Annotated in this window: 14 protein-coding genes; 1 reads left to right on the forward strand and 13 read right to left on the reverse strand. The window is 71.4% G+C overall.

What is annotated here, in order from left to right; translation table 11 throughout:
- Positions 1–81: 81 nt before the first annotated feature.
- The 4 genes from CCZ27_RS00695 to CCZ27_RS00710 all read right to left on the reverse strand — a co-directional run bounded on the left by CCZ27_RS00695 (position 82) and on the right by CCZ27_RS00710 (position 3,089).
- Positions 82–858, reverse strand: a complete 777-nt coding sequence (locus tag CCZ27_RS00695) for an enoyl-CoA hydratase (RefSeq protein ID WP_096444906.1) — start codon at positions 856–858, stop codon at positions 82–84.
- A gap of 44 nt (positions 859–902) precedes the next feature.
- Positions 903–1,460, reverse strand: a complete 558-nt coding sequence (lptA, locus tag CCZ27_RS00700; protein ID WP_096444907.1) for a lipopolysaccharide transport periplasmic protein LptA — start codon at positions 1,458–1,460, stop codon at positions 903–905.
- Positions 1,457–2,035, reverse strand: coding sequence for an LPS export ABC transporter periplasmic protein LptC (gene lptC / locus CCZ27_RS00705; RefSeq protein WP_096444908.1), 579 nt, complete (start codon positions 2,033–2,035; stop codon positions 1,457–1,459). The genes lptA and lptC overlap by 4 nt, the downstream gene beginning before the upstream one ends.
- A gap of 64 nt (positions 2,036–2,099) precedes the next feature.
- Complete coding sequence (locus CCZ27_RS00710) at positions 2,100–3,089, reverse strand: KpsF/GutQ family sugar-phosphate isomerase (protein WP_096444909.1); 990 nt, start codon at positions 3,087–3,089, stop codon at positions 2,100–2,102.
- A gap of 137 nt (positions 3,090–3,226) precedes the next feature.
- Between CCZ27_RS00710 and CCZ27_RS00715 the strand changes: the two genes are divergently transcribed.
- Positions 3,227–5,197: a monovalent cation:proton antiporter family protein gene (locus CCZ27_RS00715; RefSeq protein ID WP_096444910.1), complete on the forward strand. Its 1,971-nt coding sequence runs from the start codon at positions 3,227–3,229 to the stop codon at positions 5,195–5,197.
- An 11-nt stretch (positions 5,198–5,208) separates the two neighbouring features.
- On the opposite strand, the gene CCZ27_RS00720 is transcribed toward CCZ27_RS00715, so the two are convergent.
- The 9 genes from CCZ27_RS00720 to CCZ27_RS00760 all read right to left on the reverse strand — a co-directional run bounded on the left by CCZ27_RS00720 (position 5,209) and on the right by CCZ27_RS00760 (position 15,354).
- Positions 5,209–5,859 (reverse strand): prepilin-type N-terminal cleavage/methylation domain-containing protein, encoded by a 651-nt coding sequence (locus CCZ27_RS00720; RefSeq protein ID WP_096444911.1) that lies wholly within the window; start codon positions 5,857–5,859, stop codon positions 5,209–5,211.
- Between the two features lie 51 nt (positions 5,860–5,910).
- The gene (locus CCZ27_RS00725; protein ID WP_096444912.1) at positions 5,911–6,576 is read right to left on the reverse strand and encodes a type II secretion system protein; all 666 of its coding nucleotides are present in this window, start codon (positions 6,574–6,576) and stop codon (positions 5,911–5,913) included.
- A gap of 29 nt (positions 6,577–6,605) precedes the next feature.
- Positions 6,606–7,856 carry a hypothetical protein gene (locus tag CCZ27_RS00730; RefSeq protein WP_232516512.1) on the reverse strand — a complete coding sequence of 417 codons (1,251 nt, stop codon included), beginning with the start codon at positions 7,854–7,856 and terminating at the stop codon, positions 6,606–6,608.
- On the reverse strand, positions 7,853–8,293 hold the full coding sequence (locus CCZ27_RS00735; protein ID WP_096444913.1) for a hypothetical protein: 441 nt from the start codon (positions 8,291–8,293) through the stop codon (positions 7,853–7,855). The genes CCZ27_RS00730 and CCZ27_RS00735 overlap by 4 nt, the downstream gene beginning before the upstream one ends.
- Before the next feature lie 219 nt (positions 8,294–8,512).
- Positions 8,513–9,202, reverse strand: coding sequence for a hypothetical protein (locus CCZ27_RS00740; RefSeq protein WP_096444914.1), 690 nt, complete (start codon positions 9,200–9,202; stop codon positions 8,513–8,515).
- The gene (locus CCZ27_RS00745; RefSeq protein ID WP_157748394.1) at positions 9,199–10,638 is read right to left on the reverse strand and encodes a hypothetical protein; all 1,440 of its coding nucleotides are present in this window, start codon (positions 10,636–10,638) and stop codon (positions 9,199–9,201) included. The genes CCZ27_RS00740 and CCZ27_RS00745 overlap by 4 nt, the downstream gene beginning before the upstream one ends.
- A gap of 6 nt (positions 10,639–10,644) precedes the next feature.
- Positions 10,645–11,838: a type II secretion system F family protein gene (locus CCZ27_RS00750; protein ID WP_232516513.1), complete on the reverse strand. Its 1,194-nt coding sequence runs from the start codon at positions 11,836–11,838 to the stop codon at positions 10,645–10,647.
- Between the two features lie 18 nt (positions 11,839–11,856).
- The gene (locus CCZ27_RS00755) at positions 11,857–13,668 is read right to left on the reverse strand and encodes a GspE/PulE family protein (RefSeq protein WP_096444916.1); all 1,812 of its coding nucleotides are present in this window, start codon (positions 13,666–13,668) and stop codon (positions 11,857–11,859) included.
- A 21-nt stretch (positions 13,669–13,689) separates the two neighbouring features.
- A complete protein-coding gene (locus CCZ27_RS00760; RefSeq protein WP_232516514.1) occupies positions 13,690–15,354 on the reverse strand; it encodes a secretin GspD/PilQ domain-containing protein in 1,665 nt (554 codons plus the stop codon).
- Between the last annotated feature and the right edge of the window lie 42 nt (positions 15,355–15,396).

A 15,396-nucleotide genomic window follows, 5' to 3' on the forward strand; every position in this document is an offset into this window, starting at 1 on the left:
GTTGCGGCCGCTTGACGGGTGCGGCGAGGGATGAGACGAGGCGCAGCGGCGGCCCGACGACGGCCGCCGCGGGCGCAGGTTTCAGTCGTGGCGGAAGTCGGGCTTGCGCTTCTCGACGAAGGCGGCCATGCCTTCCTTCTGGTCGTTGGTCGCGAACGAGGCGTGGAACACGCGGCGTTCGAACAGCAAGCCTTCGTTGAGGCCGCCCTCGAAGGCGCGGTTGATCGATTCCTTGATCATCATGACGATGGGCAGGGAGTAGCCGGCGATCGTCCCGGCGGTGGCCAGCGCTTCCTCGAGCAGCGTGTCGGCCGGCACCACGCGCGCGACCAGGCCGGCGCGTTCGGCCTCGGCGGCGTCCATCATGCGGCCGGTGAGGCACAGTTCCATCGCCTTGGCCTTGCCGACGGCGCGCGGCAGGCGCTGCGTGCCGCCGGCGCCGGGCAGGGTGCCGAGCTTGACTTCGGGCTGGCCGAACCTGGCCGTGTCGGCGGCGATGATGATGTCGCACATCATGGCCAGTTCGTTGCCGCCGCCCAGCGCGAAACCGGCGACCGCGGCGATGACGGGCTTGCGGCAGGTCTTCACGCGTTCCCAGTTGCGCGTGATGTACTCGTTCTTGTAGGCGTCCATGTACGAGAACGAGGCCATCGCGCCGATGTCGGCGCCTGCGGCGAAAGCCTTCTCCGAGCCGGTGATGACGATCGCGCCGATGCCGTCGTCGGCCTCGAAGCCGTCCAGCGCGGTGCCGATCTCATTGACGACCTGGTCGTTGAGCGCGTTGAGCGCCTTCGGCCGGTTCAGCGTGATGAGGCCGACCCGGCCGCGGGTTTCGGCGATGATGAGTTCGTAGGTCATGCGTGCTCCTCGTTCTTCGTGGTGGATGCCCGGGAACCCGGGGCCTATCGGCTGCCTTCGGGCTTGTTGTCGCCCTTGGGCTGGATGACGGCGCGCACGCGTCCGTCGCTGCCCGGCGCGGGCGCCGAACCCGGCGCATTGGTGGCGAGGTAGTTCTCGCTCGCCGCGTCGTATTCGATGTAGTTTCCCCGCACCTCGTCGCCGCCGCTGGTGACGCGCGCGCGCCGGAACAGCTTCGCCTGCTCGGTGCGGCTGTCGTACTCGATGCGCTCGGCTTCGCCATCGACGTATTCGTTGCTGGCCTCGCGCTTTTGCCTGAAGGTGGCGAGCCGATTGCCCGAGGTGGTGGCGACGCCCTTCTGGAAACCGTCCGCCCCCTGGGTGACGACCAGCTTGTCGCCCTTGATGATCAGCGTGCCCTGGGTCAGCACCACCGAACCCTCGAATACGTGGACCTTGTTGCGGTCGTCGACCGACATGCGGTCGGCTTCGATGTCGACCGGCTTGCTGCGGTCGGCGCGTTCGGCGACGGCGGGGGCGGCGGCGAACGCCAGCAGTGCGAGGCTCGAGGCGGCGAGGCGCGAGGCGAGGGAGGATTTCATGAGGATCGATCCTGGCGACGGGGCATGTGTACCTTGACCTGGCCCGTCAGGTTCAGTGTGCCAAAGAGGTTGTCGGCCTCGAGGCCGAGCGCGTCGGCGATGGTCTGGCCCTGGGTGAGCCGGACCGGCTGGTCGGTGCGGGCGCTCTGCGGGTCGGGCCACACGGTCAGGGTCTCGGACGCCAGCACGAGTTCGGGGGCGTCCGCCGAGCGGCTGCGGCGGGCACGCACGTCGCCCGACAGGTCGATCTGCTCGCCGCCGGGCGAGACCTTGCCGTTTGCGGCGGTCACGTGGAATTCGGTGCCGGGCCGGAAGACGGTCAGGCGCGGCTGGGTGAGGCGGGTGGTGTCGTCCGCCGGGAAGTGCTCGAGGCGTTCGGCGAGCAGTTCGTAGCGCTGGCTGCCGTCGTGCGCGTAGCCGACGATGCGCGTGTTGCTCGCGGCGAAATCGGGACCTGTCTGAGGTTCGATCTGGCCGGGCGCTTCCTCGACGCGGGTGATGCGGTCGAGCCACAGCGAGGCGCCGGCGATCACGGTCAGCGCGACGAGCGGATAGAGCCGGTAGGCGGTCTGCACGCGGGCGGCTCCGTTCAGGGGCGGGCAGGCCGGCGCCGGGCGCCGGTGCGGGGCCGGGCCCGCATCAGATCACCTTGGCCAGCATGAGGTCGTGGGTGGTCAGCGCGCCGACCAGCACGCCGGCCGTGTCGACCACCAGCAACTGGCTGATGCGCAGCCGCTCCATCATCTCCACCGCGTCGATCGCCAGTGCGTCGGGACCGATGGTGCGGGGAGAGGCGGTCATCACCGCGGACAGCCTGGTGCTGCGCACGTCGCAGCCCTTCTCCAGCGCGCGGCGCAGGTCGCCGTCAGTGAAAATGCCGACGGGGTGCCCGGCGGCGTCGACGATCGCGGTCATGCCCATGCCGCCGGTGGTCATCGCCAGCAGCGCCTGGGTGAGCGGCGCGTCGGGGGCGATGGCGGGGACGCTCGCCTTGTCGCGCATGACGTCGCCGACATGGGTCAGCAGCCGGCGGCCGAGGGCGCCGCCGGGATGCGAGCGGGCGAAATCCTCCGTGCCGAATCCGCGCGCATCGAGCAGCGCGACGGCCAGCGCGTCCCCCAGCGCCAGTGCGGCGGTGGTGCTGGCGGTCGGCGCGAGGTTGAGCGGACAGGCTTCCTCGCTGACGGCGGCATCCAGGTGCACGTCGGCCTCGCGCGCGAGTTGCGAGTCCGGATTGCCCGTCATCGAGATCAGGCGCGCGCCCTGGCGCTTGACCAGCGGCACGATGGTGAGCACTTCCTCGCTCGACCCCGAGTTCGACAGCGCGATCACCACGTCTTCCGGCGTGATCATGCCGAGGTCGCCATGCGCCGCCTCGGCGGCATGCACGAAGTAGGCCGGTGTGCCGGTGCTGGCCAGCGTTGCCGCGAGCTTGCGTGCGATGTGGCCGGACTTGCCGATGCCGGTGACGATGACGCGGCCGTTGCGCTTGCGGATCAGGTCGACGGCCTGGGCGAATTCACTGCCCACGCGATCGGCCAGCGCCGACACCGCGGCAGCCTCGATGTGGAGCACGCGGCGCGCGAGTTCGATCGCGCGGCTGTCCTGGGCGGGTTGGATTGGGGCCATCGGGTCGAAGCGGTTACACTGGCGAAGACGCAGACATATCGGCGCCGACCTCTGTCTGGCGCCGCCGTGAGGCTGCGATTGTATATCAGTCGGGGCCCCGGCCGGGGAGCCCGGGATATGCCCCACCGACCCGTCCGATGCTCAATACGCTCGAATTCGTGCTCCTCCTGCTGGCGGCTGCAGTGGTCCTCGTGACCCTGTTCCGCAGCCTGAACCTGCCGGCGGTGCTGGGTTATCTGCTCGTCGGCGCGATCGGCGGCCCGCATGCGCTGAACCTGATGCAGACCTCGCAGGGCGCAAGCCACCTGGCCGAATTCGGGGTCGTGTTCCTGATGTTCTCCATCGGCCTGGAGTTCTCGCTCGCACGCCTGGTCGCGATGAAGCGCATCGTGTTCGGCCTCGGCTCGGCGCAGGTGCTGGGCTCCATTCTGGTGGCGATGCCGCTGGGGCGCCTGTTCGGACTGGGGCTGGTGCCCAGCTTCGCGCTGGGCGGCACGCTGGCGATGTCGTCCACCGCGATCCTGTCCAAGCTGCTCGCCGACCGCATGGAACTCGACAGCAAGCATGGGCGCGAGATCATCGGCGTGCTGCTGTTCCAGGATCTGGCGGTGGTGCCGCTGCTGATCCTGCTGCCGGCATTGTCCCAACCGGCGGAGGACCTGCTGTTCACACTGGGCGTGGCGTCGCTGAAGGCGGTGGTGCTGCTGTCGCTGGTGCTCGGTTTCGGCCCGCGCTGGATGCGCTGGTGGTTCACGCTGGTCGCCAAGCGCAAGTCGAGCGAGCTGTTCATGCTCAACGTGCTGCTGATGACGCTCGGGCTGGCATGGATGTCGGAGTTCTTCGGCCTGTCGCTGGCGCTGGGCGCCTTCCTCGCCGGCATGCTGATCTCGGAGACCGAGTATCGCTACCAGGTCGAGGAGGACATCAAGCCCTTCCGCGACGTGCTGCTGGGGCTGTTCTTCGTCACCGTCGGAATGCTGCTCGACGCCGCCGAGATCCTGCACAACCTGCCGGCGGTGATCGGCCTGGTGATCGCCCTTCTGGTGCTCAAGTTCGTCATCGTGATGCTGGCCTCGCGCGCCTTCGGATCGCCGCCGGGCACCGCGATGCGCTCCGGCCTGTGGCTGTGCGCCGGCGGCGAGTTCGGCTTCGTGCTGCTGTCCGAGGTGCTGGGCCTGAAGCTGATGCCGCACGGCCTAGCCCAGGTGGCGGTGGCGGCGCTGGTGCTGTCGATGCTGCTGGCGCCCCTGATCGTGCAGATCAGCGACAAGCTGGTGATGCGCTTCGTGGCCTCGGAGTGGCTGCTGCGGTCGATGGAACTGACGCGCGTGGCGGCCAAGTCGCTCGGTACCGAGAAGCACATCATCATCTGCGGCTATGGCCGCAGCGGCCAGTACATGGCGCGTTTCCTCGAGCAGGAAAACGTCAGCTACGTCGCGCTGGATCTCGATCCGGAGCGCGTGCGCGAGGCGGGTGCCGCCGGCGACACGGTGGTGTTCGGCGACGCCGCGCGGCGCGAGACGCTGGTTGCGGCGGGCATCCTGCGCGCCAGCGCGCTGGTGGTGTCGTTCGGCGAGGTGGAGGCGGCGCTGCGGGTGATCCACCACGCGCGCGCGCTGCGGCCCGGCGTGCCCATCGTCGCGCGTGCGGGCGACGAGCGCGACATGGAGAGACTGCTCGACGCCGGCGCCGCGGAGGTGGTGCCGGAGGCGTTCGAGAGCAGCATCATGCTCGCTTCGCATGCGCTGGCCCTGGTGGGGGTGCCGCTCAACCGCGTCGTCCGCCGCATCCGCGACATCCGCAACCAGCGCTATGCGCTGATGCGCGGCTTCTTCCACGGCGCCACCGATGCCGCCGACGGTCCGGATTCGGCGCAGCAGCGGCTGCATTCGGTGACGGTCCCGCCCGGCGCGCGCGCCATCGGCAAGGTGATCGGAGAGCTGCAGTTCGGCGAGCTCAGCGTTGCCGTCACCGCCGTCCTGCGCCACGGCGTGCGCATGCCGGCACCGGGGCCGGACAGTGCCGTCGAGGAGGGCGACGTGCTGGTGCTGCTCGGCCTGCCGGTGGGGCTGGAAGCCGCCGAGCAGCGGTTGCTGCAGGGCGGCTGAAGGGGATGGACCTACAGGCTCAGGCACACGGTGTGGCTGTTGCCGTCGGCCAGCGGGTTGGCGCTGGAGATCACCGTGAGTGTTCCGCCGTCGCCGGTGGTGCCCGCACGCAAGGCTCCGCTTGCCGGGTTGCCGTCGTCGAGCGCCTGATCCAGTTGCCGCACCAGCTTGCCGTTGATGCTGGCCGAGCACATCACGTGGCTGCCGGTCAGGCCGAGCGGCGCGCCGTTGCCGCCGCGCTGGATGCCGATGCGCCCGCCTTCGGCGTTGCGCGGGATGTAGGCGGCATCGCCGGTGTCGACCGGGCCGCTGGCGAGATTGGCCAGGCGCACCTGCTGCCAGAAGAGAGCCGCCTCGCTGCCGCTGTCGTCGTCCCAGTTGCCGCCCAGCACGCCGTCGCCGTTGCCGTCGGTGGTGCAATTGGCCGCACCGGCCGGGCACAGATGCGCCACCGCGCGGCGGTCGTCGCCGGGCAGCGCGCGGAATTTGTCCTGGTAGGCGTGGATCAGCATCGGCGTGGTGCGGAAATCCTGCGCGAGGTTCTTCACCTTCGCGCTGTCGATCAGCTCCTGGCCCTTCAGCACGCCGCCGAGCAACAGCCCGACGATGACGAGCACGACCGCGATCTCGACCAGGGTGAATCCATTCTGACGGGGCTTCATGAGGCGACTCCTAGCGGGTGGAAAAGCGTTGCGGTGGATGCGGGCCTGGCTTCACAGCCGGCCGGCCTGGGCCAGGCGCGCGACGAGCAGCGGCCGGCCGATCCAGACCAGCAGGTCGTCGAAGCCGGCCGACGGGTCGCCGGCCTCGTAGATCGGCGCGGCGGCCGAGTAGGTGGCGTTGCGGCCGTCGGCCTGGCGGTTCGGCCCGGTGGACAGCACGATGGCGACCGCCTGCGAGTTGCTCAGCGTGGTGATGGCGCTGCCGTCGTCGGCGCGGATCTGCAGGTTGGAAACGGGCGTGGTGTCGGCGCCGATCGTGCCGGTGGCGAAGGCTGCGTCCACCCGGTAGCGCCAGTGGCCGGCCCAGCCGTCGCCGGCGTGCGAGCGTGGCGTGCCCCAGGCATCGTGGGCGGGCATGCCCAGCGTGCGCCAGGGCAGGCGGCCCTCCACGGCCGTGCTGCAGGGGGCGGCATCCTCGAGCCCGTAGCGGGGGCTGGCCGGGTCCGGCTCGGTGCTCGGGCAGGGCAGGCGGCCGTGGACGATGGCGAAGCCGGTGAGCGCCTGCTCGATGTCGCGCAGCATGTCGGCGGTGCGCTGCCGGTCGCGCGCCTCCATGCGTGCGCCCAATGGCACCAGCATGCTGCCGGTGAGCAGGGCGAGGATGACCAGCACGACGGCGAGTTCGGCCAGCGTGAAGCCGGCCGCACGGCACGGCATGCGGGACCGGAGCGGTGGGCGCGGAAGGTTCAGTTCAGGCATCGGACGACGTCCCGGGTGGCGGCCTGTGCGGCCGAAGACGGCAAGAAATCGTGGGCACCGGAGAAGGCGGGTACGCCGGCGAGCAGGTTCTCGGCGTTGCCGTCTTCGAAGTACTGCGCCGGATCGGCGCGTTGCGCGGCCGTGATGCGTTGCTGAGGCTGCGGGCCGTCGCGCAGGCGTTCGCCGCCGAACAGCAGCGCGGCGCGGCACCAAGTGGTGCCCGGAACGTTGTCGCGGGAGAGGCCGATGCAGGCGCTGCCGTCGGCGCAGGCCGCGAGGTGGAACTGGTCGCGCCAGTTGTCGTGCGCATCGCCGCTGTCCGCGGGCAGACCGAGCGCGGCGGCGGCGGGCAGCCGGCCGACGAGCAGCGCGCCCGCCGGCGCGGTGTGCGCGGCGATGAAATCGCCGTCGTCCAGCCGCGGCGCGAGTGCAGCCGAAGCGGTGGAAATCACCTTGTCGACATAGGGTGCGAAATCGGCACGGCGGCGCAACGCGCCGAAGATGTCGTCCAGGCTGACCCACGCGATGATGTCGTTGCGCGGCAGGCCGTCGGCCGTGCCCTGGAAGACGTCGAGCGATCCGCCGAAGCTTGCCGGATAGCCGCCGTCGAGGAAGTGCGAGGCATCCGCAGCCGCGCTGTCGCTGCCGGGGCAGTGCCGGCCGGCACTCGCGGGGCGCGCCTGGTGGGGCAGCGCCGGACCCGGCGCGAACACGACCGCCACCACCCGGCTGTCGGCGGCAAGCTCCATGCCGTCCTGCGCGAGTGGGCGGAACTGGCCGGGGCTGTCCCAGTTCAGGGCCAGCGGCTTGGGATTGTGCTTGACGCTGCCGGCTACCGCATACCACAGGCAGTTGCCCCAGCCGTCGCGCAGATCGGCGAGGCCCAGCGTACGGTACGGAAGGCGGCCCAGGCTGCCGATGTTGCGCGCACCGCAGGCGCCGATCGGCGTCGAGCCGGTGTTGTTCGCGTCCGGGCAGGGCAGGTAGCCGTAGGCTTCGCCGGGATGGCTCTCGGCGTAGCTGACCGCGTAGCCGATCAGCGCGGCGCGGGCCCGGGCAAGGGCGTCGATGCTGCGCGTCTGTGCTCGGGTCCGCGCCATCGCGGCGAGGTCGCCTTGCGCCAGCAGGCCGGCGGCGCCGATCAGCGCCACGATGAGCAGCACCGCCATCACGCCGCTGCCGTGCTGGCGATGGCGCTGGATCGGCCAGGCGTCGATGCGGGCATCGCCGTGTTTCATGGCGCGTCGTCCGCGGCGGAGGAATGCCGCTGCGATGGCTCGGGCACGGCGCTTCTGTCGCCCTCCAGCCAGCGGTCGCCCACGCGCAGGTGCCGGTGCGGATCGGTTTCCGGGATCAGGACGCGCTGGCGCCCCGGAGGCAGGTGCAGGCCGCGCGGCATCGGCGCCATTTCGCCGTTGATCCAGACCGTGTACTGCCCGTCGCTGCGGCGCAGGATGCCGTCTATGCGCAGGGGAGCGGTGGGCGGCGAGGGAGCTGGCGGCGGTGGGGGAGGGACGATGGCCGCCTCGGGCGGAGTGTCCTGTTCGAGGGCATGGCGCTGCACCGGCGTATGGAACAAGCGGCCGAAGGTTGCCGCCTGTGCCGGCGGGAACTGCAGGGCGAGCACGCCGACGGCGGCGGCACATGCGAGGCGGTAGGGGGGCGAGTGGCTCACTGGACTACCTTCTTGTCGATGCGCGACGCAGTGCCGGCCTTGCACGGCCGACTCGTTCCGTGGGCGCAGAGCAGTGCCCTGCGAGGCCCCTGCTCAACCGTCCCCGAGGGAGGGCGAGGGCGGGTTGCGCGGAGTACTGCTTCGCACCGCCCGCGCGGACTGGCTGTGCAAAGCCAGCCGTGGGGCGAGCGCTGCCTTCGGGCGGCCATGCGGTGGCGCTCACGGACGCACCTCCGCGGCGGGTACGATCGCCAGCCCGTCGACCTGGCAACTGGCGCGTAGCGTCGGCGCGCGGCCACCGGCCCGCGTCTGCGGCAACCGGTCCATGCTGCACGCCCTGGTCAGCACGAGCTTGCTGCGTTCGGCCTCGAGCCGCGCCAGCATGTCCAGCAACTCGCCTTCGTGGCGCAGCGTTGCCTCGATCTGCAAGCGGCGTACCATCAGTTGCAGGCCCGGAGCCTGGCCGGCGGCAGGCGCAAGGGTGCCGTCGGCGTCGGGGGTGACGAGAGGTTGTGCGGGCGCAAACCGGGTACGGGGCGTCTGGCGCTCTTCGCTCGCCGGCACGCCGGGGTGGGCGAGGGCGCGTGCGACCCTTTCGGGCCACTGGTCGTCGGGTTCCCGGCCGACGACGCCGCGCTCGGCGAGGGTCCGGTAGTGCGCGAGCGCCGTGGCGAGGTGCTCGTCGAGCACGCGGGCGGCATCGAGTTCGGCCGCCGTGCGCTGCTGCAGCGTGCGCGCCTGATCGAGCCGCCGCGTAGCGGCTTCGGCCGAGCCGCCGGCGAACCGGACGACGAGGGCGGCGGCGCAGAGGGCCAGGGCGCAGAGTGCGAGAGGAAGGATCGGGCCGTGCCCGGCAGCGGCGCGTATCCGGTCGGCCAGGGCGGTGGGTTGCGTGACGGCGGGCTTCATTGCGGGCCGTCCACGTCGAAGCGGAAGCGCAGGCCCGCGTGCATCGGGGGCGAATCTGCCGCGCTCCCGGTGAGCATGGCGGCCGCTTCCGCGACGTCGCGCTGGAAGGCCCGCCCGCCTTGGCGTTCCAGCGCATCGACGAGTGCGTCCAGGCGTGCGGGACCGGCGTCGTCCAGGCGCAGTCCGAGCTTCACGTCCGTCGCGCCTTCGGCATCGGCTTCGCGCTGCCACGACAGGTGGTCGAGTTCGATGCCGGGGGCCGCATCCAGTGCCGAAGCCAGGCGGGAGAACAGCACCGGCGCCGGCAGGTGCCGGGTTTGCTCGCGCTCGAACCGGCCCAGCACCGCGAGCAGGTCGCCGGCGGCGGCCGGGAGCGGGCCGCGGGCTGATTCGATTCCGGCCAGTTCGCTTCGCAGCGAGGCGGCGCGTGCTTCGATCGTGCCCGCTTCCCGGTCGAGCGCTGCCGCGTCCGCCCAGCGGAAGGCGGCGAGGACCAGCGCGCCGGCGACGGCGGCGGCCGTGCCGTAGGGGACGATGCGCGGCAGAGGCGCCGCGCCGGCACCCGCGGATCGTTCGCGCATGTGGCAGCGCAGGGCGCGCGGCATGTCGGCGAGCCAGTGCAATTGAGCCACTTCGATTGCGCCCATGTCGTCCCCGGCGGGGACGCTGCCCGCCGGCAGCAGTGCGGCGGCGGCGACGTGCCGGGGGCCGCGGTCGGCAGCCGCGTCGCCGGCATGCGGCGTGGCGCCCGCGGCGGGGGAGGGATCGAGCACGATGGTACGAAGACCGCCGCTGCAAAGATCGGGCTGGGCAAGAAGATAGCTGCATGTGCGCTCGAGTTCGTGCAGCCAGTCTTCGGCGGCGGGGCGTATGCCGGCCACCAGCCGGGTGAAGCGCACCGTGCCCTGCTCGACGTGGCTCAGGCGCATGCCGCAGCGGGTGAAGGCCACGAGCAGCAGGCTGCCGTCGAGGCGCAGGGTGCGCGGCGCGAAGTGGCCGAGCAGCAGCGTGGCCGAGCCGGCGGCTTCGAGCCGTGCGCCGCGGCGCCCGATCGCGTCGAGCCAGGGGGCCAGTGCTGCCGGCCGTGCAAGGCCGTGCAGGACCACCTTTTCCTGGTGCGGGGCGTCGGTGCCGCGGCCCAGCGACTGCATCCAGGTGACCGGCGAGTCGCCGAAATGCGTGGCGAAGCGTCTGGCGAGCAAGGCGCGCCGGTCGGCTCCGCGCACCCGCGGCATGGATTCGACCTGGACGTGTTCGTCGGCGAGGTCGAATACCAGCCGATAGCGCCGTTCCTTCGGCTGGCGCGCCAGCCATGCGGCGAAGCCCGTGGTGTCTCCGGGTGCGAAACCGGCGGCGGGCAAACCGCCCGCGTCATTTATCTGGCATGCCTGGAGGCCGTGGTCGTCCACCCGCAGGATATAGGGGGCTGGTTTCATCGCTCGTCAGACGGGAAGGTGGGTGAGGATGTCGTAGATGGGGCCCAGCACGGCGGTGGCGATCCACAGCAGCAGGGCGCCCATCGTCACGGTCAGTGCCGGTTCCAGCGATGCCTGCAGGCGGGCGATCGCTTCGCTCACGTCGCGGCGGTAGAGGTTCGATACGTTGGCAAGCGCGCGGTCGAGCCCGCCGGTCTGTTCGCCGAGGCGCAGCATCCGGGTCACCAGCGGCGGAAACAGCCCGGTCGAGGCGAAGGCTTGCGAGATGGTCCGCCCCTGTTCGATGTCCAGCGTCGCGCTGCGCAGCCCCTCGCGCAGCGCGAGATTGCCGGTGATGTCCTCGCTCGTCCGGAGGGCGTCGATGACGTTGATGCCCGCAGCGTAGAGCGTGGCGAAGAGCGCGGCGAAGCGGGCCAGCGCCAGCTTGCGCCGCAGTTCGCCGATCAGCGGCAGACGCAGCAGCAGGAAGTCGCGGCGCAGGCGCAGGGCGGCCGAGCGCGCGAGCGCGACGCGCAGGCCGGCCGCCGCTGCGGCGGCGATCATTGCGAGCGCCCAGCCCCACGCCGCGACGGCATGCGACAGCCACAGCAGCACGCGCGTCTGCAGCGGCAGGGTCTGGCCGGTGGTGCGAAAGAGCTTTTCCAGCTCGGGCACCACGTGCGTCAGTGCGACAAGCAGGGCGACGCCGAGCAGGCCGCCGACGATGGCCGGGTAGATGGCCACGCGGCGGGCATGGGCGGCGAGTTCGTCGTCGCGCTCGATCGTGCTGCCGATGTCGCGGATCGTTTCGGGCAGGGTGCCGGCATGCTCGCCGGCGCGCAGCAGGCTGACGAACACCGCGTCGAAGGCGGCCGGATGGCGGGCCGCGGCCTCCGACAGCGGCTTGCCCGCGGAGATGTCGGACAGCATCGCGACGACGATGTCGCGCAGGCGGGCGTGCCGGGTCGTCTCGCGCAGTTCGGCGAGGCTGTCGACGATGGGTACGCCCGCGTCCAGCAACTGTTCGAGGTGGAAGCACAGGTGCATCAGCTCGCGCCGCGGGAGGCGAGCCCGCCACAGCGGCGGGCGCGCCGCCTCGCCGTTGATGAAGCTGAGGCCACGTTCGCGCAGCCCTTGTTCGAGTTCGTCGAGGCCGGCGGCGTCCAGTTCGCCGCGGACGGTCCGACCGTCGGGCTGCATGGCGCGGTAGCGGTAGCGCATGGCGGCGTGCTCCTGCGGTCAGGCCGCCGGCGTGGCGAGCGCGACCACCCTGGCGAGTTCCTGCAGCGAAGTGGTGCCATCGAGCACGCGGCGCGCGCCGTCCTCGGCGAGCGTGAGGAAGCCGCCGTCGCGTGCCTGCGCCAGCAGGGCCTGCGGGCCGGCACGCCGGGCCACCAGTTCGTCGAGCGCGGGGTCGATGCACAGCAGTTCCATGATCGCGCTGCGGCCGCGATAGCCGCGGAAGTCGCAGGCCGCGCAGCCCGCCGGGCGGTGGATCATGACCTCGGGGCCGGCAACGGGCAGGCCCAGCTTGCGCCGCTCGTCGGGCCCGGCGGCGTGCGCCTCGCGGCAGAGCGGGCACAGGCGGCGGACCAGGCGCTGGGCGAGGATGCCGATGAGGTTGCCGGCGAGGAGTTCGGGGCGGATGCCGATGTCCATCAGGCGCGGGATCGCCGACACGGCCGAGCCGGCGTGCAGCGTCGCATAGACCTGATGGCCGGTGAGCGCGGCGCGGATGGCCATTTCCGCGGTGTCGGCGTCGCGGATCTCGCCCACGAGGATGATGTCCGGGTCCTGGCGCAGCAGCGCCCGGACCCCGCCGGCGAAATTCAGCCGGCTCGCTTCTCCGACCGCCGTCTGGCGGATAAGCGGCAGCGGATATTCGACGGGGTCTTCCAGCGTCATGATGTTGACCGCCTCGGTGTTGAGGTGGTTGAGCACCGAATAGAGGGTCGTGGTCTTGCCGCTGCCGGTGGGGCCGGTGACCAGGATCAGGCCCTCCGGCCGCGCCATCATGCGTTCCAGCGTCGCGCGCTGGTCCTCGGCGAGGCCGAGCGCGTGCAGCGGCACGATGCCCTTCTGGCGGTCGAGGATGCGCAGCACGATGTTTTCGCCGTGCAGCGTGGGCTGGGTGGCGATGCGCAGGTCGATCGGCCGTCCGCCCACGCCCAGGGTGATGCGTCCGTCCTGCGGTGCGCGCGTCTCGGCGATGTCCAGTCCCGCCATCACCTTTAGCCGCACGGCCATTTCGGGCCAGCGCGAACGGTGCAGGGCGCGGACCTGGTGCAGCAGGCCGTCGATGCGGTAGCGGATGCGAAGGAAGCCGGCTTCCGGTTCGAAATGCACGTCGGATGCGCCCTGCGCGACGGCGTCCGCGATCAGTGCGTCGACCAGCCGCACCACCGGCGGGACGCCGCGGCCGGCCGGGGTGGATGCGAGAGGCGTGGCATGGCCCGGCTCGCCGTCCATCTCGCGCAGGATGTCGTCGACCGAGCCGGCCTGGCCGTAGTGGTGCTCTATGGCCTGCACGAGTTCGGATTCGCCGGCGACGCGCAGGTCGAGGCGGACGTCGGCGGCGAGGTGGCCGCGCAGGCGGTCGATGGCGACGATGTCGTCGGCGTCGGCCAGGGCCACCGTCAGCACGCGCCCGGCGGCATCGAAGTGCAGCGGCAGCAGGCGGTGCCGCCGCGCGGCCTCGTGCGGCAGCAGGGCGAGCGCGTCGGCGGCCGGCAGGGTGGTGGCGAGATCGACGCAGGGCCGCCCGACGCGGGCCGCCAGTACGTCGCGCAGGGCGGACTCCTGGACGAATCCGAGTTCGACCAGCAGCCGGCCCAGCGGCCGGTGCTGCCGGCGCTGCTCGTGCAGGGCGATGCGCAACTGGTCGCTGCCGATCAGCCCCGCGGCGCGCAACTGCTCGCCGATTCCTCCGTCCGGCCTGGGCGCGGCGTCGCCGGCGGGCGCATCCTGCCGGGGATCGGCAGCGGCCGGTTCGGTAATGGCGGGTGCTTCGGCGGGGGCGAAGGCGAGGGGAGGCAGGTGGGGGATGTTCATGGCTGTGCCCGGCAGTGCGTGTCAGGGAATGCGGATCGTGGTGGGCGGGACGGCCGGCAGCGGCGGCCGCAACGGGGCGTGCGGAAAATTGCGTTCGCCCGGCGCGGGATCGGCGGCGAGGAAGCCGGCCGCCGGCAGCCGCTTGCGATAGGCGGCGTAGTCGCCGCCCATGCTTGGGTCCTCGATCAGCAGGGGGCGCAGGAAGATCAGCAGTTCGGTGCGCCGCACCGCGTTGTCGCGGCGCGTGACGGCCTCGCCCAGCAGCGGGATGTCGCCCAGCAGCGGAATGCGCCCGCCGTCGTAATCGACCTTGTCTTCCATCAGCCCGCCGAGCACGCCGATCTCGCCGCTGCGCAGCCGCAGCACGGATTCGATCTCGCGCGTGCGGATCTGCGGCACCCGGTTCGGAATGCTGCCGAGCGAGGGGTTGGGGTCGTCGCGGAACCCCGAAATGCCGGAGATGGTCGGCCGCACGTTGAGCGTGATGTCGCCGGCCGCGCTGATCTGCGGCGTGACCGACATCACCATGCCCACCGACACGGACTGCGGCGTGGTGGTGGCGGTGGTTTTCTCGCGCTTGCTCTCGTCGTACTGCGTGGTCGAGGCGTCGACGAGGAAATAGACGACTTCCTCGACGACCTTCAGCATCGCGGTCTGGTTGTTGAGCACCGACAGCCGCGGGCTCGACAGCACCTTGACGGTGCCGAAGGTCTCCAGCAGTTCGAGTCCGATGTCGAGCCGGTCCGACAGGTAGCTCAGCGTCGGCGTCCCGCGGCCGGCATCGTTGCTGCCGCGCGGACGCACGCTCCAGCCGGGGACGCCGAGGCGCCTCCAGTCGATGCCCTGGCGGTAGCCGTCGGCGAGGGTGACCTCGACGATGGTGGCTTCGATCATTACCTGGCGGCGCGATGCCTGCTGCACCTGGTCGAGGTAGGCGCGGATGCTGTCGTGCTGGCGGCCGCTGGCGCGCACCATCAGCACTCCCGTCTCGCGGTTGACGAGCAGGCGGCGGTCGTCGGCCGCGTCGGCCTTCCTGCCGCCATCCTCGTCGAGGATGGCGCGGATGTCGGCGGCGACCGACTCCCAGAACTGGTTCACCGAGCGCGTCTCGATCTGGGTGACCGAGGCGTTGCCGCCGCCGCTGCCGGCCGGGCGCTCCATCGCCGAACTGCTGGTCGCGATCTGCGTGCTGGTGGCGACCGTGCCGTTCATCGTGCGGGTCAGGTTCACATAGTCGAGCTGGTAGCTGCGCAGGAAGGGCGTATCGGGCCGCACGCCGACGTGGCGGCCGTCGAGTTCGATGCGCAGCCCGGCCTGGCGCGCGATCCGCTCCAGCAGGACGGGCAGGGGCTGGTCCACTGCGTTCAGCGTGACGTTGCCGTCGAGGCCCGGATGCAGGTCGATGTCGAGGTTGGCGTCGCGGCCGATGGCGAACAGCAGTTGCTCCACCGGCACGTTGCGCACCGTCACCGAGTAGGTCGGCTCGGGTGCCGGAACCGGTGCCGGCGGGGCGGGTGGCTGTACGGGTATCGTGGCGGCCTCGCGCGCGCCGTCGCCGGGTGTCAGGCGCGAAGGCGGCAGCGGCGCGCCGGGCATGAGGTGCCCGTCGTGCGGCACCGTGGCCGGCGTCTGGGCGCAGCCGGCCAGCAGGGCGGCGATGATCGGCAGGGCGGGGCGGCGAGTCACAATGGGTATGGCCGAATTGATAACAATGTCATCATAGAGCGG

Source organism: Thauera sp. K11, from assembly GCF_002354895.1.
GTDB lineage: Bacteria > Pseudomonadota > Gammaproteobacteria > Burkholderiales > Rhodocyclaceae > Thauera > Thauera sinica.